Genomic DNA, 26,060 nt, shown 5'->3' with positions numbered 1-26,060 from the left:
GGCGCCAATGTGAAATCTTATACGTGTTTTCCTGCCGAAATGGCAGCTTCCGGCTGACGCCGCCTTTGGTCAGAATTTTCATCAGTACAGAAGGAGACACCTCATGAGCACGCTGCTCACCACCAAAGACGTCGCCACGCTCATCGCGACGCGCACCCTGCCCCGCTGCCTGGAAGACCTGGCCGGACGCATCCGCGCCGACTTCCTGCGCTGGCCGGAATTCGACAAATCGGCGCGCCTGGCCAGCCATTCCAGACTAGGCGTGATCGAACTCATGCCCGTGGCCGATGCCCGCTACTACAGCTTCAAGTATGTCAATGGCCACCCGCAGAATCCGCATATCGGCCTGCCCACCGTCATGGCCCTGGGCGTGCTGGCCGACGTGGCCACCGGCATTCCCCTGCTCGTGTCGGAACTGACCCTGACCACCGCGCTGCGCACGGCCGCCATGTCCGCCGTGGCCGCGCAGGCGCTGGCCCGTCCCGGCGCGCGCAGCATGGCGCTGATCGGCAACGGCGCGCAAAGTGAATTCCAGGCCCTGGCCTTCCATCACCTGCTGGGCATCAACGACATCCGCGCCTACGACCTGGATCCCGCCGCCACCCGCAAGCTGGCCGCCAATCTGGCGCGGGTTCCCGGCCTGCGCCTGCGGCCCTGCGCCAGCGCGGCCGAAGCGACGCGCGGCGCCGACATCGTCACCACGGTCACGGCGGACAAGGCCTACGCCACCATCCTCACCGCCGACATGGTGGAAGACGGCATGCACCTGAACGCGGTCGGCGGCGACTGTCCCGGCAAGACCGAGCTGCACCGCGACGTGCTGCTGCGCGCCAGCACCTTCGTCGAATACGAGCCGCAGACCCGCATCGAAGGCGACATCCAGCAGATGCCCGCCGACTACCCCGTCACGGAACTGTGGCGCGTGCTGGCCGGACAGGCGCCGGGCCGCCGCGACGCGGGCGAGGTGACGCTGTTCGATTCCGTGGGCTTCGCGCTGGAAGACTATTCGGCGCTGCGCTACCTGGCCGACTCGGCGCGGGAGCTGGGCCTGGGCCAGCCGGCCGGACTGATACCCGATCTGGCCGACCCGCGCGATCTGTATGCGCTGGTCGAAGCCAGCCGGACGGTCGGGGTCCAGGGCGAAGTCGCGGTGTCGGCCCGCGACAGCCACGCGCTCTGCGCCTAGTCCGGCCGTCCGACCTCAGGATGCAGGGAGAACCTGCCAGCCACCTTGGCTGGCGGCCGCGCGGCCCTGGCATGCGCCATCCCGGGCCGTCGAGGCGCGTGCGAGGTGCCCACGCAATGACGTTCCAGTGCATTGCCGCACCGCAGGCGCCAGGAGGGCGCGCGATATACTCGGCCACCGCAAGCCAAGCCTCGACGGTGGGCCCGGCGCACAGCACGCACGTCCCGCGTGCCCGCCCCCGCCCGAGCGCACCGGCACACTCATGAATTTCGGATTGTCACGACAAGCCCATGCTGCAATGGCTCAGACGCAAACTGTCCCCATGGTCGCCGGAACATCAGCGCTCGGTCGCGAAGTTTCCCGGCCAGGCTGAACTCGACCCGCCATCTCCCGCCGACCTGGCCGCCATGGGCATGACGGTGGCCTTCTTTACCCGCGACAGCATTTACGAAACGGAAAAGAACCGGCTGGTCCGCTCCGCTGAAAGGCTCCAGCTTCCCGTCGACGCCCAGGCCATCGACACCACCGGATCCTGGGTGCGCAACGCCGCCATGAAGCCCGGCGTGCTGGTCGGCATGCGGCGCAAGCACCGCGGCCCCATGCTCTATGTGGACGTGGACGCGGTGTTCCATCGCAATCCCTGGCCCAGCCTGGGCGCGCTGGATTGCGACATCGCCGCGTACCACGAGCCCGACGGCCATCTGCTCAGCGGCACGCTGTACATCAACGACACGCCGGCGGCGGCCACCCTGCTGGATGAATGGGCGGCGGCTTGCGGCGCCAATCCCGATGAATGGGACCAGCTCGTGCTCGAACGCATCCTGGCCGAGGATGCCGCGCGCGCAGAACCGCGCTACCGCCAGGCGCGGCTGCCCGTCGCCTATTGCTGGATCTTCGACAAGATCGACAATGCGGCATCGGCGCAGGTCTACATCGAACACCTGCAGGCCAGCCGGGAGAGCCAGCAGCTCAAGGGCCTGTTCCGCAAGCCCGGCCGCAACGTGCGACGCCGCCGCGACCGGATCCGGACGATAGAGAAGATTCTGTTCACGGACCGACGGGGCCGCTAGCCGGCGGTATGCTGCCGCGCCTGCGCTTCGTCGACGTCCTGCTCGTCCTCGTGCAGGACGCGGCCGCCCTTCACGGGCAGCGCATCGAGCAGCTTGTCCAGCGACAGGGCGCGCTCGAAGTACCAGCCTTGCACCTTGGAAACGCCGTGCGCGGCCACCTCGTTGACGTGTTCCTCGGTTTCCGCGCCTTCCGCGATCACTTCGATATCGAGGGACTTGGCCAGCTCGATGATCTGCATCGCCACCGTGCGCTTGGCGCCTCTTTCGGTGAGCCCTTGCGTGAAGACCTTGTCGAGCTTCAGGTAATCCACCGGAAACGCCCCCAGGTAGGCCAGGCTGGAATAGCCCGTGCCGAAGTCGTCGATCGCGACTTTCACTCCCAGGGCGCGAATGCCATCTATGGTTTCCCTGGCGTTTTCCTCGAGCAGCCCCCGCTCGGTGAGCTCGATGTTGATCCACGACGGCGGCAGGCCGGTCTCCCGCAGCAGCCTTTCGGTTAGCGCCCGGCCCGATCCCGACTTGACCTCGTTGGCGGAGATGTTCAACGAGACGTAGAAGCCCCGCACATGCGATTCGATGACCGGCAGGTCCTCGGCCACCAGATCGAACACCAGCGCCGCGATCTCCTCGGACAGGCCGCAACGCTCGGCCGCCGGTATGAAGATGTCCGGCCCCATCGGCTCGGCGCCATAGGGGCGCTTCCATCGCAGCAGCGCCTCCGCGCCTATCCATTGCTTGGTCCGGATATCGACGATGGGCTGGTAGACCAGATAGAACTCCCGGTCCCGTATCGCCCGGCGCAGCAGCTGGGGCATGTCGCGGGCCCATCGCTTGCGCCACAGGATCACGCCGCACAGCATCACGCCGGCGATCCCGCCGGCCGCGGCAACCGCCCATCGCGTGCCCGCGAAGTCGTGCAGATACGCCTCGGGAGGAATGGCCACCACCGCCACATGCTGGAACCGCGAGGACGGCAGGATCGCCAGCACCGTGCCCGACAGCTCCCCGACCACGGCCTGTCTGGTCGCCGCGCTCTGCAGCCACTCCGGCTTCACGTAGCCGATGCCGAAAAAGCGGTTGGTTTCGCCGGGATAGAACAAGCCGATGGTCGCGGACGGCTCGAGCAGCGTCATGGCGTTCACGTAGTCGCCGCGATTCAGGAATATCGTGTAGCCGTTGAAGGAGAGCGCGATGTACCGCAATTCCGGCGCGGCCGGCAGCGCCACGTCCGGCCATACGCGCATGCCCTGCAGCGACACGAAGTCCGGCGGGCCGAGGTCCAGGCCGTCCAGCGTGCGTCCCAATGAAGAACAGACGATGCGCGTTCCGTCGGCATAGGCGATGGCGCGCAGCACCGGGGATTGCAGGACCCGCTTGCCCATTTCAGACTGCGCATAGGCGGCGCAGGGCAGCTTTCCACTCAGCGCGCGCAGCGATTGGCTCAGGTCCTGCAGCTGCGAAGACACGAGGTCCGCGCGCGCCAGCACCGCGGTCGAAAGCGTCCTGGCCTGCGTCTTGGCACGCTCGATGGCGAATTGCGTGGATAGTTCAAGCCCAAAGTAAATCGGCACCGTTGCAGCGAAGACAAGTCCGATAACAAAAACCAGCGTTGTTACAAACTTCCCCATAGACCGCACACCCCGATTAAGTGTTTGACTATGACCGCAAGCTTTCAGATCATTATCAAAGAAATTAAACCATGTAGCCAGAATTCGAATTACTGCTACGCACCATGCCCGTCACGATGACTGAACCCTGTCTGCAGGAAAAAGGCCATGGCGGCAATCGATGATGAGCATTCCTCGCCTCGAAAGCTGCCCTCCATCCGACGCGCCCTGCTCTGGCTGGGCATAGCCTGTACCGTGCCGACCATCCTGGTGGCCTCGGCGGCCGCCTACGAGGACTATCTGCTGCGCAAGGAGCGCGTCTACGAGACGGCCGTCAGCATGGCGCGCACGCTCGTCGCGGAACTGGAGCGCGAGTTGCGCGGCGTCGAATCCGGGCTGCGGATACTGGCGACGTCCGAGGAACTGCAGCAAGGCAAGCTGGGCGCCTTCCACCGCCGGCTGCAGGATGCGCTGCAATTGCAGAATGTCGATGGTTACGTGCTATTGGACAACCACGACATGCTGGTGGCCAACAGCAGCGCGCCCTATCCCAGCCCCCCGATCAGAAGCGTCCTGCCGGACGCGATCCGGCAGCAGGCCCGATCGCCGCAGGGCGTCGTCACGAACCTGTTCAACACCGCCCTGCGCGGCGAGCAGACCATCGCCGTCGGGATTCCGGTGACCCTGCAAGGCCAGGTCCAGTACGGCCTGTTCGCCGAGATCAGGCCGCAGCGCATCAGCCAGATCCTGCGCCGGCAGGCGTTGCCGGCGGGATGGGTCGCCGCCGCGCTGGACAAGGAGGCGCTGATCGTGGGCCGCACGCGCGAAGAAGCCCGGTATATCGGCCAGCATGCCGTGCCGACGCTGGCCGTTGCGGTGCGCCGCCAGCAGGACGGCACGCTGCACAGCACGACCAAGGAAGGCGTGCCGGTGCTGACGGCTTTCAGCCATAGCCGGGACCGGATGTGGGCCGTGGCCATCGGCGCGCCCATCGCGTCCCTGCAGGCCGACCTGTGGCGCTCCATGATCTGGGTCCTGGCGGTCAGCCTGGCGATCATCGCCATGGGCATCTGGGCGGCCTATCGGCTGGCCCTGCGGATCCGGACGTCCATCACCGCGCTGATCGAACCCGCCATCGCATTGGGCCGAGGCGATACCCTGCCCGTCCCGCCCACCCGCTATCGCGAAACCGCCCTGCTGGGCAGCGCATTGCAGCATGCCGGCCAGATGCTGTCCGATACGCAACGGCTGGCCTACCACGATCCGCTGACCTCGCTGTGCAACCGCGTGCTCTTCACGGAACTGGCGTCACACGCGCTGGCGGCGGCGGCGCGCACCTCGCGTTCCGTCGCCATCCTGGCGATCGACCTGGACCGCTTCAAGATCGTGAACGATACCTATGGCCACGGCACCGGCGACCAGATCCTGAAGATCGCCGCCGAGCGCATGAGCGGCGCGCTGCGCAGCTCGGACGTGCTGTCGCGCTTTGGCGGCGACGAATTCGTGGTGCTGCTGGACGCCGGCGGCCAGGAGGCCGCCGAACAGGTCGCCAGGAACCTGAACGCGGCGCTGGCCGCCCCCTACCCCGGCGTACTCGTGGACCTGAGCGGATCCATCGGCATCGCGGTCTTTCCGGACGACGGCGACACCTTGAACCGGCTGCTGCAGGCAGCGGACAAGGCGCTGTACCGGGCCAAGGCCGCCGGCCGCAACCGCTACGCGATCGCCACGCGCCCGCATCGGGCGGCGGCGTCGGGCGCCGGCGATACGGGCGAGTGACGCGCAGGCGGCGCGGCTTGAAAAGCCCGCCGCAAGCACCTATCATGGCGCATCTGATCCGGCGCGCCGCCGGCCCTGATGCTCTCCGGTCCTTGCGGCCACCCCTGCCAAGCGCACTCCGTCATTCCGCGCCACCGTCCCGGTGACGCGCCGCCTCCCTGGCGGCATTGATCCCTCCACGCTTCCCCCCTTCCCCACACGTGTTTACACGAGGAAAGGCATGCCCCATTCCAAAACGATTGCTCTTGCGGGCAACAACGGCCCGTTGTTGTCCATGCTTTCCATATCGGTGTTCTTCGTCGGCGCGAGCGAGTTCATGCTCTCGGCGATGCTGGACCCGCTCGGTCGCGCCTTCGGCGTCGATTCCGGCCAGATCGCCTGGCTGGTCTCCAGCTATGCCCTTGCGTATGCGCTCGCCGCGCCCGTCTTCGGACATCTGTCAGACCGCATCGGACGGCGTCGACTCCTGCTGATCGCCCTGTTCCTGTTCGCGTTGGACGGCTTGGGCATCGCGCTCGCGCCCACCTTTGAAATAGCGGTGGCGCTGCGGATTCTTGGCGGCCTGGCCTCGGCCGTCATCATTCCCAACGCCTTCGCGTTGGTCTCCGAACGCTTGCCGCGCCAGCGTCATGCGGCGGCGATGGGCGTCGTCATGCTCGGCATGACGGCGGGCATCGCGACCGGCCCGGCCATCGCCGGTGTTCTCACCGGCTGGATAGGCTGGCGCGCGCCTTTCTTGCTGGTCTCGGCGGGCTGCCTCGCCGCCTTTCTCGTCGGCCGCATGGCCATGCCCGGCGGTCGCGCCCCAACGGCGGCGACGGTTCCGGCCGCGCAGCGCCCGCTGCGATGGCTGCGCAAGCCGGACATCGCGCACCCCCTGCTCGCCAAGGGACTGTGGAACGGGACGGGTGTCGCCGCCTTTCTGCTGTCGGGAGAAGTCCTGCGCCTGCGCTATGCCCTGGACGTGGCCCAGGTCGGACTGAGCACGGCCGCATTCGGCATCGGACTCGCCGTGGGCAATCTTTCCGCCGGCGCGCTGCGACGCCTGGGTTCCGGCGAGGAACGCGCGCTGGTCATCACCAATGTGCTGCTCTTCGCATCGGTCGCCGCGTTCTACCTGCCGCCCTTGCCCTTGTGGGGCGCGCTCGCCTGTCTGGCCGCGTGGGGAGCATCCCTGGGGGCAGGCGCCCCGTTGGCCACCACGGTGCTGGCCAACCGCTCGGACCGCGACAAGGGCGCGGCGCTGGCGGCGGCGGAAACCTTGAACAACCTGTCCATTTTGTCGTTCCTCCCGCTGGCGGCGACACTGCTCGCGCAAGGGAAGCCCACTCTGGCCGCGACCGTCTTCCTGGCGGGCCTGGGCCTGGGCGTTGTCCTGACAGTCTATGACGCCGTGAGGGCGAATCGACGATCCGGAAGTCTGGTTACGCGAGATCAAGTCAGCCACGACACCAGCACCTGATCGCAGCGCTGCCAACGTCAACAAGGAAACGTCGGTCAAAGGACGCCAAAGGGACGAATGAACGTCTCGTTGGCAATATCAGGGATACGCGACAAATCACAAACGCAAATTGCACCGAATCCAATTCCATTGTTGAACTGGGCCATGAACACAGAAACGGATCCGTCTTCAGTGTCAGCGTTGTAACGGTAATTGAACTGCGCGGTCACATCCACCTGCTGCCAGCGAAGATGCGGAACTTTGGTGGTCATGTTGGCCAACAGCTCGAGCCCCGCCTCTTCAATCGAAACGGCATTGCTGAACCCTGCTAAGACCATGCCGCCGGCCGCCGGGAGTATCTTTTTGGTGTGGTGATAATGGAGGCTGAGAAATAGTTTGGCAGCGCAGCGTCGCAGCTTCGCTTTCACTTCGGGGTGCTTTAAGGAAAGAATCGGGATCTCGGTCGTGGCGACTCCTGGCGGCAAGGATGCCCCGTGATCTCGGAACCAACGTCGCTTCTCATTTGCCGAGGGTAGAAACGATCTGTAAATCTCGGGTTCCTTTTCCTTCATCGCCATCATGAGCCGGTAGGTCGCCTCATACGCTATTGGCTGGTCACCAGGCGCCGTGATACGGCACAAGAGTGCAAATAGGGCTTCATCATCTGGCGTAGCCTGCTGGCAGCGTTGGCATGCAGGAAATACATAGCCCGCAGGCCATTTTCGCTCATCGAACACCGACCGAGGCGGCCAATGATCTTCGGTGGTAGCTGGCTGCATTCCACCGCAATAACAACAGGTTGGATGTTCCCTCAAGAATGCCTGCAGGCGTCTTTTCTTATTGCCCATGATCCTAACGTTTGAAAACCAAGAATTGAGCGAGCATATACGGACATCGGATGGTCCACATATCGAAGGCGGCCCGTAGTGCCTGCCGCAACGGCCATGTCATGACCCATAGTGCCAGCGTCTGGCCGGCCCCGCCGGCGGCGGCCACGTGCTGCTGCCGGCGCGGGCCTGGACCTGCAGGGCCAGAACCTGGCCAGCACGCCGCCAGTCGCCGCCTCGTGGTTGAGGACTCACGGCGATAAGGTGAGCACACCAGTTAACGGCGAACCCTACAGGCCGGAGAGCCGTATAAGCAATGGGTTTTGCCAATATTCTGAGTAGTTTTGTAGCACTAGCGTCGGTCCGCCCTTCCCCGTTTTTTCCCTGTCCTCCGAAACGCGGTACTCCCGCGCCGTAACATCGTTGCGTTTGCTACATGCTGGCAAGCATGCCGGCCACCGCCGCGAGCTGCTGGCCACGTCCAGCGCCACCTGCAGCGCCAGCACCGGGCCGGCGCACTGCAGCCGACCGCCGCGGCCAGCCTCAGCGCCGTCCAGGATCCAGGGCGACGACGGCGAGCACATCAAAAACTGGCGTGACAAAGGGCTTTTTCAATGTTTCGGGAGGGGGTGGGAAAACCTAACCTTCCTAACCAGCCATGGGGAATCGGCCGGAGCGCCTTTATTCATGCGGGTTTTCGACGTTTCGGAAAACCGAACCTGTTCCTAACCAAAGCTTAACCCGATTAGGTTTCTATACCCTAACCTTATAGAAGTTTGATATCAGGCTTTGAATACAATCAAGATTATTCATGTAAATCAGCACCTTCCACGTAATTTTCAGATCCAGTTGAAAACGCTAGACTTTTCCCAGCCTCTCTCTAACTCTGCGCAAAAAATCGAGTGCAAGGGAGGCAGTTCGGACCCAACATTCAGACGCCCACTTGAGCCGGAGAAGCGCTAACATCTAGCAATGCTCCGAGTTCGCCGGAGACCGCCCAACTGACAGCCGATCATTAGCCCCGCCGCTAAGGACATCATGGATAGAGTAACGAAATCGCTTCTAAATGAATTTAGTACCGAGCACGGGCTAGAAAAGCTTGACGAAGATAGTCAGTTCGAGCATTTCGCTGCCTACCTCACTATTGGGCGGCACCTCGGCGATGGTGACGAAATTGCAGACTTGGTCATCGGTTCAGGGGGAGACACCGGTATCGACGCGCTCGCGATAGTGGTGAACGGGGTCTTCATTGAAGACGCAGCCCAAATTGACGAACTAGTCACCAACAGTGGGCATATTGAAGCGTCATTTCTTTTCGTCCAAGCAGAAAGATCGTCATCTTTCGACATGGCCAAAATCGGACAATTCTCTTTCGGCGTCAGCGACTTCTTCAAAGAAAAACCGGCACTGCAGCGTAATAGGCAGTTAAACCGCGCCGCGCAGCTGATGACCACAATCTACAACCATAGCAGTCGCTTTAAAAGAGGACGACCGACGTGCAAAATGTTTTACGTCACAACGGGGACTTGGGTTGAGGACGGAAACCTTGTTGCGCGGAAAAATTCCGCCGTCCAAGAGCTACTCGACACCAAGCTGTTTGCTACCGTCGACTTCATCCCATTGGGCGCGGATGACATCCAAGACATCTATCGCGAATCCAAAAACTCGATCTCCAGGGAATTTGAGTTTGCCTTGCGGACCGTTGTACCAACCGTGACGGCGGTTTCGGAGGCATATATTGGTTTATTGCCAGCGACGGAATTTCTCCCTCTAATTTCCGATACACGCGGCGATATTCTCAAAGGCATCTTTTACGACAATGTGCGTGACTGGCAGGACTTCAACGCTGTCAATTCAGAGATGCGAGGCACTCTTGCTGATCCCACCTCACGCTCGCGATTCGCCTTGATGAATAATGGCGTCACCATTATTGCGAAAACACTTCGAGCAACGGCCAACCGGTTTTATATTGAAGACTATCAAATCGTGAACGGCTGCCAGACGAGTCATGTACTGTTTGATCGGCGGGAGGTATTGGATTCCACGGTTATGGTGCCTCTTCGACTTATAGCCACCAAGGATGACGATGTCATCGCTTCGATAATTGTCGCCACCAATAGGCAAACCGAGGTGAGAGAAGAGCAACTTCTGGCGCTATCCAGCTTTCAGAAAAAACTTGAGGCATTTTTTTCTTCGTTTGATGAGCCCCAGCGGCTTTACTATGAACGTCGTTCGCGTCAATATCACAGTGTCACCGGTGTTGAGAAAACGCGGATCGTGACACCGGGCAGTTTGATACGCGCATTTGCTTCGATGTTTCTGGAAGAACCTCACAGAGCGACGAAGAGCTACCGCAGAATTCTTGATAGAGCCGGCAAGGACTTATTTGGCGCGAACGATAAACTTGATCCCTACTATGTCGCAGCGCTCGCGATGTACCGTCTGGAGTACCTCTTTAGAAACCAGTTTCTAGACAAGGATTTCCGTGCCGCGCGATACGAAATCTTGTTGGCACTCCGGTGGCAATTGATGCCTGCCCCCCTCCCACGAATGAACTCTAACGATATGGAACGGAAGTGTCGCATCATGATCGACGCCTTGTGGGATAACACGGAATCAGAGGGGCTTTTCCGTAAGGCAGCCGCTCTTGTAAACCGCGCCGCTGGAGGCTCGTTGGATGCGACCATCCTGAGGACTGAAGGGTTCACTGAGCACGTCTTGAAGCGATGCAAGATGCAAGCACAAAGAAACGCGTCGAACAAAGCTATACCCCATCGGCCCTCGACGGTGACTCGCGGAAAAAAATGACGACCTGGCTGCGTCTTTTTGTGTCGCTTGCGCGAGGGGGGATAATCACTCCACGCGGTAGTACTAGCGCTAGTCGCAGAATGACGCAGGCTTGAGTCGGAAACGGCCTAGGCGAGTGGATGAAGGCCAATCCGCGCATGGCCACCGCGTTGATCGCGGCGGCCGCCGCCATTGCTGGTCTGGTCGCAATTTTTGGAGCGTTGGCGCCGGCGATGGCCGCAGTGCTCCGGTCGTTCGTCGTCGTGCGCTACGGCTTGTCGATGCTCGGTATCCAGGGAGGTAGCGCGATGGGGGGCCTGGCCAACTTGGAGAAAGGCGGCTTTGGCCGGCTGGGCAAAACCATCGTATCTGTCGGAAAGCTGCTGCTCGGCAAGCCCATTGGCTTGGCGAGCATGACCATTGCGACTGCCACATATTTCATCTACCAATGCTAGACGCCGACCAAAGCGTTCTTCGCGGACATCTGGGCGCAGGTTACCGCGGCGTTTGGCGCGGCGATAACGTGGCTAGGCGAGCTGCTGGCATCGCTCAACCCCATCCCCATCCTTTCAGCCGTGTGGACTGGCCCGGCCACCCACGCCAACACAAGCAGCCGCGCCGCGATATCAAACGCGCGAGCGCTAGCGATGAGAATGAATGTTCATGAGCGATCAACTGGTCTATCGCCTGCGGATCTCGTCAACGTCATTAACCTATCGAAGTCGACGATTTATGAGCTGATCTAGCAAAAGGATTTCCCCGCGCCGGTGAGGCACACCGCTCGGTCTGCTGGATAGCGTGCGCGGGAGGTAGCGGCTTGGCTCGAAAACAGGCCGCCCACCACCCAGCAAACAGGCACCCGACGGTAGATCCGAATGGCGCTGGCCTCCAAAACACAAAGGCTTAGCTCAGAATGTGAGCTAAGCCTTTGATTTAATTGGTCGGGGCGGCGGGATTCGAACTCGCGACCCTCTGCTCCCAAAGCAGATGCGCTACCAGGCTGCGCTACGCCCCGAAGGGTGGGAACTATACCAGATACTGCGCCCGTTCCGGCGTCCGCCGGGCGGGCCCCGGCCTGCGCACGGCTGGCGGCACGGCGGCGCGCGCGGCGCATTGCCCCGTCTTATTGAAAGCTCTTTCCCTGAACAGGCATTTATCCGCTGCGGCAATCGGCGCAAAGTGAAGCCTCGATGTCAGGAGCCTTACGGAAGCCGTATTGCCTCCCGCTCCTGGCCCATGATTGAGGATCCTGCCATGAAGATGAATCTAGCCACTGCCATTACGTCGATCACCATTGCTCTCGTGGGCGTCCAGGCCCATGCGGCGCCCACGGGCGCGGGCGCGCCCAGCCAGGGCTACGACAACGCGATCGCCCGGCCGGAGTCGCGGGCGGAAGTCGAGGCCGACCTGGCGCTCTGGAAGCGGGCCGGACTGGACAAGCTGGAACAAGGCGAAAGCGGCCCGGACATCTACAGCGCGGAGTACCGCGAGGCCTACGCGAACTACCTGCGCATGCGTCGCGGCCCCGAGTACGCGGCCGAAGTCGCTCACCAGGCCCAGGGAGAATAGTGTCCGCGCGAGCGCCCCGGTTCGGCGACTTCGGGACGTTCGGATAGCGGCATTCGGATGGCGCCCCCGCGCCGCCATCCAGCGCCAGGTCAGGCGGCTACAGATTGCCGGTGGCCTTGCCGATCCGCCAGTACACGCCGCCCCCCGTCATGCCGCCATCGACCGGCAGGTCCGCGCCCGTGATGAACGAGGCGTCCGGTCCCAGCAGGAACATGACGGCCGCCGCGATCTCGTCGGGATCGGCGCCGCGCGACAACGGCGTGGCGTCGCGGTTGCCTTCATAGAAGAGCCGCGCCCGGCCCGCGTCGTGCACGGCATTGGGTTGCATGATCATCGGCGTTTCCACCAGGCCCGGGCACACGGTGTTCACGCGTATGCCCCGTCCCGCGAGTTCCAGCGCGGCGGCGCGCGTCAGGCCGCGCAAGCCCCACTTGCTGGCCGTATAGGCCGCGCTGAAGTAGCCGGTCAGGCCGGCGGTGGACGAGGTATTGACGATGGACGCGCCGGCCGGCATCAAGCCGGCAAGCGCGTGTATCGCCAGGAACGGTCCGTCCAGATTGATGTCCAGCAAACGCCGCCATTCGGCATGCGAGGTCTCCGTCACGGTCTTGCGCAGGGTCACGCCCGCGTTGTTGACCAGGCCGTACAGCGGCGCGCCCTCGCGCTCGATTTCAACGGCCAGCGCCCGCCAGTCGGCTTCGCTGGCCACGTCCGCCACCCGTGCCCGCAGACGCCCGGCGTCCGCGCCCGCCTCGGCGCGCAGCGCGTGCCACGTTGCGTCGTCTTCCGGCAGCACATCGAGCGCATGGACGATGGCCCCGGCCCGCAGCAGGCGCAGGGCCGCGGCCGCGCCCTGCCCCCGCGCCGCGCCGGTCACCACGGCGGCCTTGCCGCTCCAATAGGATTGCGTCGTCATGGCGCGCCCCTCAGGTCTTGGACACGCCGCCATCGACCAGCAGCACATGGCCGGTCACATAGGCGGAGGCCTGCGAAGCCAGGTAGAGCACGGCGTCCGCGATCTCGGCGGGCTGGCCCAGCCGCCGCGCGGGCAGGCGGCCGATGTATTCGGCATGGGTCGCCGCATCGGCATGCATCCAGCTGCTCATGGGCGTTTCGATGAAGCCCGGTGCGATGGCGTTGACGCGCAGGCCCAGGGGGCTCCATTCCAGCGCAAGGCATTGCGTCAGATGGGCCACGCCCGCCTTGGCGCTGGCGTAGTCCGCGCAGTTCGGACGCGGCTTCACGCCGGCATAGCTGGACAGGTTGATGATGGCGCCGCTGCGCTGCGCCACCATGTGCCGCGCGGCCGCCTGCGCGCCGAAGAACGTGCCCTTCAGATTGATGTCCTGCGTGCGTTGCCAGGCGGCCTCGTCCAGATCGAGGGCGGGCATGCGATCCATGTAGCCCGCGTTGTTGACCCAGATGTCCAGCGCGCCATACTCGGCCGCGACCGCGTCCGCCAGCGCCCGAATCGCGGCGGGCCGGGTCACGTCCAGTTCGCGGCAATCCGCATCCACGCCCGCCATCGCCGCGAGGTCGCGATCGGTGGCGACCACGCGCGCGCCCTGCTTGCTCAACGCCGCGACCACCGCGCGTCCGATGCCTCCGCCCGCGCCGGTGACCACCGCGACTTTGCCTGCCAGGTCCAGATAATTTACGTTGCTCATAGAAATGGATGTAGAAGTTGGAATTCAGTTGAAGGCCGCACGCTTGGCGACGGATTCGCGCGTAGGCTCGCCCGGCAGGCGGATGGCGTTCAGATCCACGCCGGCGGTCTCCTTGATCAGGAAGCCGCCCGCGAAGGCCATCAGCCCCAGCGCGCCCACATAAGCCGTGTAGACCCAGCCCAATCCCTGCGCGCCCAGCCAGGTGTTGATGTACGGCGCCGTGCCGCCGAAGATGGCGACCGACAGCGAGGAAATGAAGCCCACGCCCATGGCGCGCGCGCCGGTCGGCACCTGTTCGGCCACCACCGCCGGAAAGATGGCCGCCAGCAGCGCCCAGACCAGCAGGCCGATCAGCTGCGCCACGAACAGGGTCCACGGCTGGTCCGTGACCAGATGCGATACCGGGAACACGGCCAGCGCGACGCCCAGCCCGAACGCCATCACCATCGGCTTGCGGCCGTAGCGGTCCGCCAGCCAGCCGCACACGGGTAGCCACAGCAGGCAGATCAGCTGCGCGATCAGGCTGGCGGTATAGGCGCCCGACGGATCCATGCCCCGGGTCGCGATGGCGGTGGCCGGCGCGAAAGTCACCCAGGTGTAGTAGGTGGCGTTGGAGGCCGCGGCGATCATGATGATGTTGCGCACGATCAGCAAGGCCTGGCGCCGCGACACCTTCACGCCGCCCGCCGGCTCGGCGCGATGCTCGAACACATCGCTTTCGCTGGCGCTGCGGCGCAGGAACAGCGCATAGATGCCCAGCAACGCGCCCACCGCGAAACCGACGCGCCAGCCCCAGGCCTGCATCGCGTCCTTGCCCAGCCAGGATGTCAGCAGGGCGGCCAGGCCAGTCGCCGCCATCACGCCGACGGTCACGCTGACGAAGACGGAACTGGACCACAGGCCACGCCGCTTGGCCGGCGCGATTTCAGCGACGTAGGTATAGGCCACGCCGGACTCGCCGCCGTGCGCCAGGCCCTGCGTCAGCCGGCACAGGAACAGCAGGACAGATGCCCACACTCCCGCCTGTCCGTAGGTCGGCAGCACCGCGATGGCCAGGCTGGTCAGGGCCAGCAGGCACATCGTCAGGACCAGCGTGAACTTGCGTCCATAGCGGTCGCCGATGCGGCCGAACAGCCAGCCGCCGACGGGCCGCGCCAGGAAGCCGCCGGCGAACACCGCCAACGTGGCCAGCAGCGCCGAAGTGGGATCGGACGGATCGAACAGGTTCATGGCCAGATAGGCCGAGAACGTGCCGTACAGCGTCCAGTCGAACCACTCCAGGGCGTTGCCCACGGCCGCCGCGCGCAGCGAAGCCAGGCGGCGCCGGCGGTCTTGTGTCTCCATTGTTATTGTCGTCATTGTCTTGTCCTTGAGGGGTCAGCGCAGGTGCTGGGCGAACCAGTCGGCGGCCGCGCGGCGGGTGCGTTCGAAATGTTCCGTGTAGACGGAGTAATGGCCGCCCGGCAGCAGCAGAAGCTGCTTGGGCTGGTGGGCCGTGTTGAAGGCTTCCTGCTGCAGATCGGCGGGCGTCAGGCCGTCGCCGGTCGCGACGATCATCAACAGGGGCGTGGGCGCGATGCGGCGGATGTACGCGGCGGGCTCGTAGGCGCGGGCCAGCTCCAGGGACCGCAGCGTGACCTCGTTGACCCAGGCGGGGCAACGCTTCGCTTCGCCGGTCATGTAGGCATAGGAGTCGGGCCCCGGATACGCCACCGGCGCCTCGGGATCGGCATCGACCATGCGCAGCGTGGCGGGCGGCAGGCCCGCATCGCGCGCTTCGCGGTCGGCCTCGAACGCCGCCTGCAGGACCAGCGCCTTGTCGTAGCGCACGCGGCGCTGCGCCGCCAGGAAGCCGCTGGTGGTGGGCACCTGGCTCACCACGCACTTGACCCGCTTGTCGATGGCGGCGACGGTCAGGGCATGGCCGCCGCTGTAGCTGCTGCCCCAGATGCCGATGCGCTCGCGGTCCACCTCGGGACGGCGGCGCAGGTAGGAAATGGCGGCGCGGAAATCCTGGATCTGCCGCTGCGGATCGATTTCCTGGCGTGGCTGGCCGTCGCTGCGGCCCAGGTTGCGGAAATCAAAGGTCAGCGCCGCCAGGCCCTGCTCGACGATGGCGGCCGCGTAGTCCTCCAGGTCGCCGCCCGCCACCATCGACCAGCCGTGCGCCAGCGCCACGGCCCCGACGGGGCCGCGGGCTTGCGCCGGCAGGTAGAGCGTGCCGCGCACGCGGTCCCCTTCCACCACGAATTCAATCGGCTCTGCCGATTTTTCCAGATCCGGCCGCGGCGTGCGCGATTCGGTCATTCCCCTCTCCTTGGCGCTGTGTATTGGGATAAAAACAGATGCAAGGGCCGAATTCTGCCCATGCCGCCAGAGGGGAACAAGCGGTATTATTCATCAAATCAATCGTGATTTCCGATTGATAAAATCCTCACCTCTCCCGCGCCGGAAAGGACCGCCCCATGGATCTGCGCCAGTTCGATTGCTTCCTCGCCGTCGCCGAAACCCTGCACTTCGGCCGGGCGGCCGATGCGCTGCACATGAGTCAGTCCTCGGTATCGGAAGCCATCAAGGCGCTGGAGCGGACGCTGGGCGGCCCGCTGTTCGAACGCAGCAGCCGCCGGGTGGCCCTGACGCCGCTGGGCGAGACGCTGAAACGGGGCGCGGGCCCCGCCGTCATCCTGCTCAAGAGCGCCATCGACGATTGCAGGCGCCAGGCATCCGGCAAGCCGCGCCATCTGCGCATCGGCTTCCTGGGCGGTGGTTTCTATGAGCTGTATCGGCCGCTGGTGTCCGAATTCAAGGCGGCCCACCCCAGCGTCGAGCTGGAGTTCGTGGAACTGACCTATGTCACCCACTACGCCGCCGTGGCCGATGGCTCGGTCGACGTGGCGTTCTGCCGGCTGCCGCTGGGCGCGGACGGACTGTGCCACGGTCCGATCGTACTGCGCGACCAGCGCATGCTGTGCGTGCCGCACGACCATCCGTTCACTGCGTTCACGCTGCTGGATCCGGAAGTGCTGGGCGACGAGCGCCTGGTCCGCATGGTGCCCGGCTCGGTGAACCAGGAATGGCAGGACTATCATTTTCCCCGCCACACGCCCAAGGGACGCCCGATCGGCGACGGGCCGGTGATCCGCACGATCCGCGAGGGCATCGCCGCGGTCAACACGCGCGAGGGCCTGCTGATGCTGACCAAGCGCGCGGCCAGCTACTACGCCACGCCCGAGATCGCCTTCGTGGAGATCGACCTGCCGGCAATGCCGTCGGCCTTGGTGCGCCGGGTCGACGACCATCGGCCGATCATCCAGGAACTGGACGCCCTGCTGCTGCGCATCGCCGAACGCCACGGCGTGGCCGCCTGAAACAGGGCGCTGCGTTCAATCCACCTTGACGCCCGCGTCGCGCCATAGCGCGATCTCCTTGACGATCTGCTCCTGGAACGCCACCGCCCGCTGTCAGTCTCGTCGACCGGGACCCGGAACCCGGAACCCGGAACCCGGTCCCGGTCGACGGTCACTCACCAGAGCCCCCTTCTGGAGAGCTGCGCATGACCATCGGAAAACTGCCCGCCACGGGTCCCTCCCCATCTCCCACACGGAAAAACCAGGAAGCCTCCGACAACAACCGAGCTGGCTTCCAGCAAGCCAAACCGGCCACGGACCGCGTGCCGCCAAAGCCCTTCCAGCCCAAATCCGGTGCATCCCCAAAACCATCGCCAGCGCCTTCGGGTCGAACCGGCGCTCCCGACGCGCCGCCAGCCGGGACCGGTGGCTCCGCCAAGACCTTCTGGGCGCAGCAGGACGCCGCATCCGCCAAGAAACCGGCTTCGCGACCGCCGCAAAACAGTCCGAAGACAGGCGCAGCCCCGGCTGATGCGTCGCCGCCCCCGTCCAAGCCGCCTACGTTCGGCAAGCCGGCCCCGGCGCCATCGCAACCCGCCGACGCGCCCGCCGGCGGCACCCAGGCGGCCAGGAACTTCTGGAACCAGCAAAAGACACAAGCCGGCGGCAAGCCGACGCCGTCGACGCAACAGCCAGCCCCATCCATTGGCAAGCCCGCTCCGGCGCCGTCGAAGCCAACGGGCCGCTCCGCGCCTCGACCGCAGAACGAAAGCGTGCCTGTCCTCTACGCGCGTCCCAGGCAACAACCCGCGCAGAATCCCGGACTGACTCAGTTTCAGAAAGACCTGGCGGGCTGGAGCTCGAGCAAGGTGGCGCTCCTGTCCAAAGAGTATGTTTCGACCATTACCGCACAGCACATCAGATTGCTGTCCCGGGAAACAACCGAGCTTTATCTCAATGGCGTGAACCTGACTCGCGACGCCCTGCAGGAATTGCAGAAGCTCCCGATCGAACTGCTGAGTCTGAACTCCGCATCCGGCCTGCAGCCGCACGACGAGCCCATCGCCCTGCCTCGTTCCCTGCGCGCGCTGGCGATCATCGGCGATGCGCTGCCGACGAAAGCACTGCTGGCCGAGGCGGGACGGCATCCGGGATTGCTGTCGGTACAGGCATGGCGCGCCCAGGCGAACGATGCGGACGCCATCGCACTGGCACAATCCTCCTCCCTCAAGACCATCGATCTTGCATCGAACGGCGTGACAGGGAAAGGCGCGAACGCGCTGATCGGCATGCCGAAACTGACCGCATTGGACCTCTCGAGCAACCTGATCGGCTCGAACGGTTCGACCCAGCTGACGGCGTCCCGGATGCCCGCGTCGTCGCGGCTGAGCCGGGTGGACCTCAGCGACAATCCCGACCTGTCGGAGGCCAGCATCCCGGCGCTGTACCGTTTGCCGTTGCAGGCCCTGAACCTGAGCGGCACGAATGTCACCCGCTACCCGGAGGACGACCGCAAGCCGCCGCAGACGGCGCGAACGACGCCGGGCCCCGACGGCACGGAGTTCATCGAGCCACCGGAGGACGACGACATTCAATGGAAGGACCTGCAGACGCTCTGGCTTGACGACACCCGGCTATTCCTCAAGGACCAGACCGCCTACCAGGCCTGGCAGCGCGTCCTCTTCGGCAATCAGGTCTCGGACATCTCGCTGGCGCGCGCGGGCATGGGCGAGTATCTGGATGACCTGGGCCAGCATCCGTCGCTGGAAACAGTCGACATCTCGGAAACGGACATCCCCCCCGGACAGCTGCGCGCGCTCGCCCAGGAACGCCTGCCTGCGGTTCTGATCATGTCGGGTTGCGGCTTGACGAGCGCCCATGTCGAGGAACTGACGGCGGGCCCCGATGCCGACCCGCGGCTGCGCCAGCTGTGGATCGCGGAAAACCCCGATCTGGACGAACGCGATCACGCGAGGCTGCTGCACAAGTATCCCAACCTGACGCTGGGCCTGGGCGATGACGACCACGCCAAGGCCTGCTTCAATCGCCTCGCGCCCCCGCTGCGACAACGCGTGCGGCTGGAGAGCTTGGAACGGGATTTCCCGCTGAGCCCCGAACAACCGTCCTGAGCGGACGGCCCCCGCTGAAATGGCAAAGCGCCTCGGACATGCCGAGGCGCTTTGTTCATGCGGGGGAGCGAGGCTCGGCTTGTGGGCGCCGCGCGGGTTCCGTCCCGGCGCCCGCGCAGGCCGGCATCAGCCGAAGCGGCCGGTGATGTAGTCTTCCGTTTCCTTGCGCGCCGGCTTCACGAAGATCTGGTCGGTCTGGCCGAATTCCATCAGCTCGCCCAGGTACATGTAGGCGGTGTAGTCCGAGCAGCGCGCGGCCTGCTGCATGTTGTGCGTCACGATCACGACCGTGTAGTCGTTCTTCAGTTCGGCGATCAGCTCTTCGATCTTGGCGGTGGAGATCGGGTCCAGCGCCGAGCACGGCTCGTCCAGCAGCAGGACTTCGGGCTTGATGGCCACGCCGCGCGCGATGCACAGGCGCTGTTGCTGGCCGCCGGACAGGCTGTTGCCGCTCTGGTGCAGCTTGTCCTTCACTTCATTCCACAGCGCGGCCTTGCTCAGCGCCCATTCCACGCGCTCGTCCATCTCGCCCTTGGACAGGCGCTCGAACAGGCGCACGCCGAAGGCGATGTTGTCGTAGATGCTCATGGGGAACGGCGTGGGCTTCTGGAACACCATGCCGACCTTGGCGCGGATCAGCGAGATATCGGTCTTGGCGGTGAGCAGGTTCTCGCCGTCCAGGATGATCTCGCCCTCGGCGCGCTGGCCGGGATACAGCTCGAACATGCGGTTGAAGGTGCGCAGCAGCGTGGACTTGCCGCAGCCCGACGGGCCGATGAAGGCGGTGACCTTCTTCTCCTGGATCGACATGTTCACATTGCGGATCGCATGGAACTTGCCGTAGTAGAAGTTCAGGTTCTTGACCTCGATCTTGTTCTTGACGGCGGTGGCGGTGTTTTCCATTTGGTTTCCCTAGGCTGCGGCCCGCGCGCTGCGCGAGCCGGCGAGCGGTCCTTATTTGCGGAACATGTTGCGGGCAAGGATGTTGATGCCCAGCACCAGCAGCGTGATCAGCGTGGCCCCGGCCCAGGCCAGGTTGTTCCAGTCCTTGAAGGGGCTGGCCGCGTATTGGTAGATCACGACGGGCAGGTTGGCCATGGGGCCGTTCATGTTCAGCGACATGAACTGGTTGGACAGGGCGGTGAACAGCAGCGGCGCGGTCTCGCCCGAGATGCGGGCGATGGCCAGCAGCACGCCGGTGATGATGCCGGTCTTGGCGGCGCGATAGCACACCATCGTGATCATGCGCCACTTGGGGCAGCCCAGCGCCGCGGCGGCTTCGCGCAGGCTGTTCGGCACCAGCAGCAGCATGTTGTCGGTGGTGCGGACCACCACCGGGATCACCAGGATGGACAGCGCGATGGCGCCGGCCCAGCCCGAGTAGTGCCCCACCTGCGCCACGTACACGGCGTAGATGAACAGGCCGATGATGATGGACGGCGCCGACAGCAGCACGTCGTTCAGGAAGCGCGTGGCCGGCGCCAGCCAGCCGCGCTGGCCGTATTCGGCCAGGTAGGTGCCGGCCAGGATGCCCACGGGCGTACCGATCAGCGTGCCCACGCCGGCCATCAGCACGCTGCCGATGACCGCGTTGAGCAGGCCGCCGGTCTGGCCCGGCGGCGGCGTGATTTCGGTGAAGAGCGTGTACGACAACGCGGGCGCGCCCTTCATCAGCAGCGTCAGGATGATCCAGAACAGCCAGAACAAACCGAACAGCAGCGTCGACAGCGAGACAGTCAGCATGATGCGGTTGACCACGCGGCGCCGGCGGTAAATGCCGTTCTGCATATTGAGTACGGAGACAGCCATGATCTTTTCCTTGTCGTTCGCGCGGGGGCTCAGCTCTTCTTGCCCTCGCCCGCCGACAGGCGGACCAGCAGCATCTTGGACAGGGCCAGCACGACGGTGGTGATCAGGAACAGGATCAGGCCCAGTTCCAGCAGCGCGGCCTTCTGGATGCCGCCCGCTTCATTGAATTCGTTGGCCAGCGCCGAGGCGATGGAGTTGCCCGGCGAGAACAGCGAGCCGGACCACTTGAAGGCGTTGCCGATCACGAAGGTCACGGCCATGGTCTCGCCCAGCGCGCGGCCCAGTCCCAGCATGATGCCGCCGATGACGCCCGACTTGGTGAAGGGCAGCACCACGCGCCACATCACTTCCCAGGTCGTGCTGCCCAGGCCGTAGGCCGATTCCTTCAACATGGTCGGCACCAGCTCGAACACGTCGCGCATCACCGCCGCGATGAAGGGGATGATCATGATCGACAGGATCAGGCCCGCGGTGAAGATGCCGATGCCGAACGGCGGCCCGGCGAACATGCCGCCGATGATGGGCACGTTGCCCAGCGTGGCGATCAGGAAGGGCTGCACGTATTGCTGGAACACCGGCACGAAGACGAACAGGCCCCACATGCCGTAGATGATCGAGGGAATCGCGGCCAGCATCTCGACCGCGGTGCCCAGCGGGCGGCGCAGCCAGGCGGGCGACAGCTCGGTCAGGAAGATGGCGATGCCGAAGGACACCGGCACCGCGATGATCAGCGCGATGGCCGAGGTCAGCAGCGTGCCGATGATCGGCACCACGGCGCCGTAGCTCTGCTTGACCGGATCCCAGTCGTTCAGCCAGAGGAACGACAGGCCGTACTTGGCCAGCGATTCACGGCTGCCATAGACCAGGGACACCAGGATCGCCGCCAGCAGGATGAACACCAGGAAGGCGAACAGGCGGGTCAGGTTCTTGAACAGCGCATCCATCAGCGCATTATTGTTTTGCTTCATAGGCGAAGGCGTGCCGGTGGTCACGGAATCATCCGCCCCATTGGGCGAAAGCGGCACACTATTATCCATTACCGCGCTCATGGATGGACTTTCCTTAGGGCCAGAGGGGAAAACGGGGGTGTCTAGCCAGGGCCGCCCTGCCCTCGGCCCCCGCGAGCGGGACCGGGACAAGGCAGGCGGGCGCGAGCGCCCGCCTTGCTGCGGCTTACTTCCAGACGGCCTTGCCGTCGGCGGACTTCACTTCGCCCCAGGCGGCGCGGATTTCCTTGGTCACGGCTTCGGGCAGCGGCACGTAGTCCATGCCTTCGGCCGACTTGGCGCCGTTCTTGAAGGCCCAGTCGAAGAAGTCCAGCACGGCCTTGCCTTGCACCGGCTTGTCCTGCGACTTGTGGACCAGGATGAAGGTGGCGGCGGTCACGGGCCAGGAATCGGCGCCCGGCTCGTCGGTCAGCACCACGCCCATGCCGGGCGCGCTCTTCCAGTCGGCGTTGGCGGCCGCGGCGGCGAAGGCCTTCTGCTCGGGCTGGACGAACTTGCCAGCCTTGTTCTGCAGTTGGGTCCAGGCCAGCTTGTTCTGCTTGGCGTAGGCGTATTCGACGTAGCCGATCGAGTTCTTCAGCTGGCCGACGTAGGCGGCGACGCCTTCGTTGCCCTTGCCGCCCTGGCCGGTGGGCCACTTGACGGCCTTGCCTTCGCCGACCTGTTCCTTCCACTCAGGCGAAACCTTCGACAGGTAGTTGGTCCAGCCGAACGTCGTGCCCGAACCGTCCGAACGGTGCACCACGATGATGTCGGCCGAGGGCAGCTTGACGTCGGGGTTCAGCGCCTTGATGGCGTTGTCGTCCCACTTCTTGATCTTGCCCAGGAAGATGTCGCCCAGGACCTTGCCCGACAGCTTCAGCTTGCCCGGCTCGACGCCGTCGATGTTCACCACGGCGACCGTGCCGCCGATGACGGCCGGGAATTGCAGCAGACCGTTCTTTTCCAGATCGGCAGCCTTCATGGGATCGTCCGAAGCGCCGAAATCGACGGTCTTGGCGATGATCTGCTGCTGGCCGCCGCCCGAGCCGATCGACTGGTAGTTCACGGCGTTGTTGGTGGCAGCCTTGTAGTCCGACGCCCACTTGGCGTAGATCGGGTACGGGAACGAAGCGCCGGCGCCGGTCACGTCGGCGGCTTGCACGGCGAACACGGCGGCGCTCAGCGCGACGCCCAGGGAAACTTGCTTGAAGACACGGTTGAACATCTTGGTTCCTTCTGTGCTCGTTAGAGGATCTGGCAGGCTTTCTGCTGCCTGTCTTTCAGCGACCACCGCATGTTAGAAGCCCAACATTACAGGCTAGTGACAGTCACATTAGGTCCCCCCCCGAAGCGCTGCGCGCTTCCCCCCCGGGGGGCGCCGGTGGCGGACCGGCGGAGCCGGATCCGCGCGGCCTCGCTTGGAGATGCCGTGCCTCGAACTGCGTTGTCGGGTTGCGAAGGGGTGCCGGCGGCGGACCGGCGGAGCCGGATCCGCGCGGCCTGGCTTGGGGGGGCTCTGCCTCGAACGGCGTTGTCGGGCTGCTGAGGGGCGCGGTGCGGACGGTGAAAGGGAGCCGGGGGAAGGATGGGGACAGAGCGTCCCTACTCCTTTGTCGGGGCGCTACGCGCCCAGCTTCTGCATCAGGTACTGGTGCACGTTGAAGGGCTTTGCGCGGCTTTTCACCCGGACGTAATCGCCGTCGGGCAGTTGCTGCCAGGACAGCTGGTTGTCGCGCAGCGCGTAGGTGAAGGCTTCGTCGATGACGCGCTTCTTGAGCGTCTTGTCGTAGATCGGGAAGGCGATCTCGACGCGGCGGAAGAAATTGCGGTCCATCCAGTCCGCCGAGGACAGGTAGACGATCTCGTCGCCGTCGGCGTAGAAATAGAAAACACGCGAATGCTCCAGGAAGCGCCCGACGATGGAGCGCACCCGGATGTTCTCGGACAGGCCCGGCACGCCCGCGCGCAGCGCGCATACGCCGCGCACGATCAGGTCGATCTTGACGCCGGCCTGGCTGGCCTTGTACAGCTCTTCGATGATCTGCTCTTCCAGCAGCGAGTTCATCTTGGCCATGATGCGCGCGCGCTTGCCGGCCCGGGCCGCGCGCGCCTCGGCGCGGATCAGCTCGACCATGCCTTCGTGCATGGTGAAGGGCGACTGCATCAGCGACTTGAGCGCGCGGCGCGCGCCCAGCCCGGTCAGCTGTGCGAAGACCTTGTCCATGTCCTCGCACAGCTTGGGATCGGCGGTCAGCAGGCCGAAGTCGGTATACAGGCGCGCGGTACGAGGATGGTAGTTGCCGGTGCCCAGGTGAGCGTAGCGGCGCAGCCGGCCCTTTTCGCGGCGCAGCACCACGGCCATCTTGGCGTGGGTCTTGTGCGCCACCACGCCGTAGACCACGTGCGCGCCCACTTCCTCGAGCTTGGAGGCCCAGTTGATATTGGTCTGCTCGTCGAAGCGCGCCATCAGCTCCACCACCACCGTCACTTCCTTGCCAGCGCGGGCGGCGGCCAGCAGGATCTTCATCAGCTCGGAATCCTCGCCGGTGCGGTAGATGGTCTGCTTGATCGCCATCACGTCCGGATCCAGCGCGGCGGCTGTCAGGAAATCGATGACGGGCTGGAACGACTGGTACGGATGGTGCAGCAGCCGGTCCTGCTCGGCCACCGCCTCGAACAGCTCGGCGGGCTTGTCGCCGACGCGGTCGAACGGCGCCTGCACCGGCGCGCGGTAGTCGGGGAACAGCAACTCGGGACGCGTGTTGGCATTGCACAGCTGCATGAGGCGCGACAGGTTCACCGGCCCGGGCACGCGGTAGGTGTCCTCGGGCTTGAGCGAAAACTCGCGCTGCAGGAAGGTCTCCAGCTCGGGCGGCGTCATCTTGTCGATCTCGAGCCGCACGGCGGCGCCGAAATTACGCTGCGACAGCTCGCCCTGCAAGGCATGGCGCAGATTGGTGACTTCTTCCTCGTCCACGAACAGGTCGCTGTTGCGCGTGACGCGCCACTGGTAGCAGCCCAGCATCTCCAGGCCGGGGAACAGCTCGCCCACGAAGGCGCGCAGCAGCGAAGTCAGCAGGATGTAGCCTTCTGGATGGCCGGACAGCTCGGGCGGCATCTTGATCAGGCGCGGCAGCGCGCGCGGCGCCTGCACCACGGCGATCGACGCCTGGCGGCCGAAGGCGTCGGCGCCGGACAGCGACACGATGAAATTCAGGCTCTTGTTGTAGACGCGCGGAAACGGGTGCGCCGGATCCAGTCCGATGGGGGTCAGGAGCGGCATCACGTCGCGGATGAAGACCTCGTGCGCCCATTCCTGCTGCTGCGGGTTCCATTCAGAGGCATGGTGCAGGGCGATGCCCTCGGCCTGCATGGCCGGCAGGATCTCGTCGTTGAGCAGCGCGTACTGCCGCGTCACCAGTTCATGGACGGCGCGCTGCACGTTGTCGAAGGCTTGATCCGGGGTCATGCCGTCCGGGCCAACCAGGTTGGGCGACTGGCGCTGCTGCTCCTTGAGGCTGGAAATCCGGATCTCGAAGAACTCGTCCAGGTTGGAGCTGAGGATGCACACGTAGCGCAGACGCTCCAGCAGGGGAGTCGTGGGACTTTCCGCCATCGCCAGCACGCGTTCGTTGAATTTGAGCAGCGACAACTCTCGATTCAGCAGCCAGGGCTCTGCGGGCGGGCGTGTGGTCATACCAGATTCCATACATGAAGAGAGCGTGAGGTTTTACTTCAAAATCGTGACGTTTCCGTGACACATGCTGCAAGCGTAGGGTACGACAAAACCGGGACGCATGGATCACACCGCGCGCGCGCCAAGCCCCTGTTCCATAAGAGAAAACCCGAATCC

At 64.7% G+C, this 26,060-nt stretch carries 20 protein-coding genes and 1 tRNA gene; 9 read left to right on the top strand and 12 right to left on the bottom strand.

Going from position 1 to position 26,060, the window contains the following annotated elements; all coding sequences use genetic code 11:
• The first annotated feature begins 103 nt into the window (after positions 1–103).
• Both ACEU5R_RS07870 and ACEU5R_RS07865 read left to right on the top strand, forming a co-directional pair.
• A complete protein-coding gene (locus tag ACEU5R_RS07870) occupies positions 104–1,186 on the top strand; it encodes an ornithine cyclodeaminase (RefSeq protein WP_392409735.1) in 1,083 nt (360 codons plus the stop codon).
• Positions 1,187–1,476: 290 nt separating this feature from the next.
• Positions 1,477–2,256 carry a putative nucleotide-diphospho-sugar transferase gene (locus tag ACEU5R_RS07865; protein ID WP_392409734.1) on the top strand — a complete coding sequence of 260 codons (780 nt, stop codon included), beginning with the start codon at positions 1,477–1,479 and terminating at the stop codon, positions 2,254–2,256.
• On the opposite strand, the gene ACEU5R_RS07860 is transcribed toward ACEU5R_RS07865, so the two are convergent.
• Positions 2,253–3,827: an EAL domain-containing protein gene (locus ACEU5R_RS07860; protein ID WP_392409733.1), complete on the bottom strand. Its 1,575-nt coding sequence runs from the start codon at positions 3,825–3,827 to the stop codon at positions 2,253–2,255. The two genes, ACEU5R_RS07865 and ACEU5R_RS07860, sit on opposite strands and share 4 nt — an antisense overlap.
• A gap of 204 nt (positions 3,828–4,031) precedes the next feature.
• On the opposite strand from ACEU5R_RS07860, the gene ACEU5R_RS07855 reads away from it, so the two are divergent.
• Both ACEU5R_RS07855 and ACEU5R_RS07850 read left to right on the top strand, forming a co-directional pair.
• Complete coding sequence (locus ACEU5R_RS07855) at positions 4,032–5,642, top strand: diguanylate cyclase (RefSeq protein ID WP_392409732.1); 1,611 nt, start codon at positions 4,032–4,034, stop codon at positions 5,640–5,642.
• A gap of 220 nt (positions 5,643–5,862) precedes the next feature.
• Positions 5,863–7,104 carry an MFS transporter gene (locus ACEU5R_RS07850; protein WP_392409731.1) on the top strand — a complete coding sequence of 414 codons (1,242 nt, stop codon included), beginning with the start codon at positions 5,863–5,865 and terminating at the stop codon, positions 7,102–7,104.
• A 35-nt stretch (positions 7,105–7,139) separates the two neighbouring features.
• Here ACEU5R_RS07850 and ACEU5R_RS07845 read toward each other — a convergent pair whose 3' ends face one another.
• Positions 7,140–7,931: a hypothetical protein gene (locus ACEU5R_RS07845; protein WP_392409730.1), complete on the bottom strand. Its 792-nt coding sequence runs from the start codon at positions 7,929–7,931 to the stop codon at positions 7,140–7,142.
• A 1,017-nt stretch (positions 7,932–8,948) separates the two neighbouring features.
• Here ACEU5R_RS07845 and ACEU5R_RS07840 point away from each other — a divergent pair.
• On the top strand, positions 8,949–10,718 hold the full coding sequence (locus ACEU5R_RS07840; RefSeq protein ID WP_392409729.1) for an AIPR family protein: 1,770 nt from the start codon (positions 8,949–8,951) through the stop codon (positions 10,716–10,718).
• A gap of 119 nt (positions 10,719–10,837) precedes the next feature.
• A complete protein-coding gene (locus ACEU5R_RS07835; protein WP_392409728.1) occupies positions 10,838–11,152 on the top strand; it encodes a hypothetical protein in 315 nt (104 codons plus the stop codon).
• Between the two features lie 483 nt (positions 11,153–11,635).
• Here ACEU5R_RS07835 and ACEU5R_RS07830 read toward each other — a convergent pair.
• A tRNA-Pro gene (locus ACEU5R_RS07830) sits at positions 11,636–11,712 on the bottom strand.
• A 239-nt stretch (positions 11,713–11,951) separates the two neighbouring features.
• Between ACEU5R_RS07830 and ACEU5R_RS07825 the strand changes: the two genes are divergently transcribed.
• Positions 11,952–12,266: a hypothetical protein gene (locus tag ACEU5R_RS07825; protein ID WP_392409727.1), complete on the top strand. Its 315-nt coding sequence runs from the start codon at positions 11,952–11,954 to the stop codon at positions 12,264–12,266.
• A 97-nt stretch (positions 12,267–12,363) separates the two neighbouring features.
• Here ACEU5R_RS07825 and ACEU5R_RS07820 read toward each other — a convergent pair whose 3' ends face one another.
• The 4 genes from ACEU5R_RS07820 to ACEU5R_RS07805 are packed head-to-tail and all read right to left on the bottom strand — an operon-like array spanning position 12,364 to position 16,240.
• The gene (locus ACEU5R_RS07820; RefSeq protein WP_212314045.1) at positions 12,364–13,182 is read right to left on the bottom strand and encodes an SDR family NAD(P)-dependent oxidoreductase; all 819 of its coding nucleotides are present in this window, start codon (positions 13,180–13,182) and stop codon (positions 12,364–12,366) included.
• Between the two features lie 10 nt (positions 13,183–13,192).
• Complete coding sequence (locus ACEU5R_RS07815; protein ID WP_392409726.1) at positions 13,193–13,933, bottom strand: SDR family NAD(P)-dependent oxidoreductase; 741 nt, start codon at positions 13,931–13,933, stop codon at positions 13,193–13,195.
• Positions 13,934–13,957: 24 nt separating this feature from the next.
• A complete protein-coding gene (locus ACEU5R_RS07810) occupies positions 13,958–15,292 on the bottom strand; it encodes an MFS transporter (RefSeq protein WP_103275722.1) in 1,335 nt (444 codons plus the stop codon).
• A gap of 18 nt (positions 15,293–15,310) precedes the next feature.
• Entirely contained in the window at positions 15,311–16,240 is a 930-nt protein-coding gene (locus ACEU5R_RS07805; RefSeq protein ID WP_103275723.1) for an alpha/beta hydrolase, read from the bottom strand.
• A 158-nt stretch (positions 16,241–16,398) separates the two neighbouring features.
• On the opposite strand from ACEU5R_RS07805, the gene ACEU5R_RS07800 reads away from it, so the two are divergent.
• Positions 16,399–17,301, top strand: coding sequence for a LysR family transcriptional regulator (locus tag ACEU5R_RS07800; RefSeq protein WP_103275724.1), 903 nt, complete (start codon positions 16,399–16,401; stop codon positions 17,299–17,301).
• 185 nt (positions 17,302–17,486) lie between these two features.
• The gene (locus ACEU5R_RS07795; RefSeq protein ID WP_392409725.1) at positions 17,487–19,409 is read left to right on the top strand and encodes a hypothetical protein; all 1,923 of its coding nucleotides are present in this window, start codon (positions 17,487–17,489) and stop codon (positions 19,407–19,409) included.
• A 126-nt stretch (positions 19,410–19,535) separates the two neighbouring features.
• Here ACEU5R_RS07795 and pstB read toward each other — a convergent pair whose 3' ends face one another.
• The 5 genes from pstB to ppk1 all read right to left on the bottom strand — a co-directional run bounded on the left by pstB (position 19,536) and on the right by ppk1 (position 25,904).
• Positions 19,536–20,312, bottom strand: a complete 777-nt coding sequence (gene pstB, locus ACEU5R_RS07790; protein ID WP_103275726.1) for a phosphate ABC transporter ATP-binding protein PstB — start codon at positions 20,310–20,312, stop codon at positions 19,536–19,538.
• 51 nt (positions 20,313–20,363) lie between these two features.
• Entirely contained in the window at positions 20,364–21,218 is an 855-nt protein-coding gene (gene pstA / locus ACEU5R_RS07785; RefSeq protein ID WP_103275727.1) for a phosphate ABC transporter permease PstA, read from the bottom strand.
• Positions 21,219–21,247: 29 nt separating this feature from the next.
• Complete coding sequence (gene pstC / locus ACEU5R_RS07780) at positions 21,248–22,267, bottom strand: phosphate ABC transporter permease subunit PstC (RefSeq protein WP_103275728.1); 1,020 nt, start codon at positions 22,265–22,267, stop codon at positions 21,248–21,250.
• Between the two features lie 124 nt (positions 22,268–22,391).
• Complete coding sequence (gene pstS, locus ACEU5R_RS07775; RefSeq protein WP_103275729.1) at positions 22,392–23,432, bottom strand: phosphate ABC transporter substrate-binding protein PstS; 1,041 nt, start codon at positions 23,430–23,432, stop codon at positions 22,392–22,394.
• Positions 23,433–23,828: 396 nt separating this feature from the next.
• Positions 23,829–25,904: a polyphosphate kinase 1 gene (gene ppk1, locus ACEU5R_RS07770; protein ID WP_392409724.1), complete on the bottom strand. Its 2,076-nt coding sequence runs from the start codon at positions 25,902–25,904 to the stop codon at positions 23,829–23,831.
• Positions 25,905–26,060: the final 156 nt, after the last annotated feature.

The sequence above is a fragment of the Achromobacter sp. 413638 genome, from assembly GCF_043119405.1.
In the GTDB taxonomy this organism is placed as follows: domain Bacteria; phylum Pseudomonadota; class Gammaproteobacteria; order Burkholderiales; family Burkholderiaceae_B; genus Achromobacter.
The sequence above is the reverse complement of the archived record's forward strand: the minus strand, read 5'-3'. Positions and strand labels throughout refer to the sequence as shown.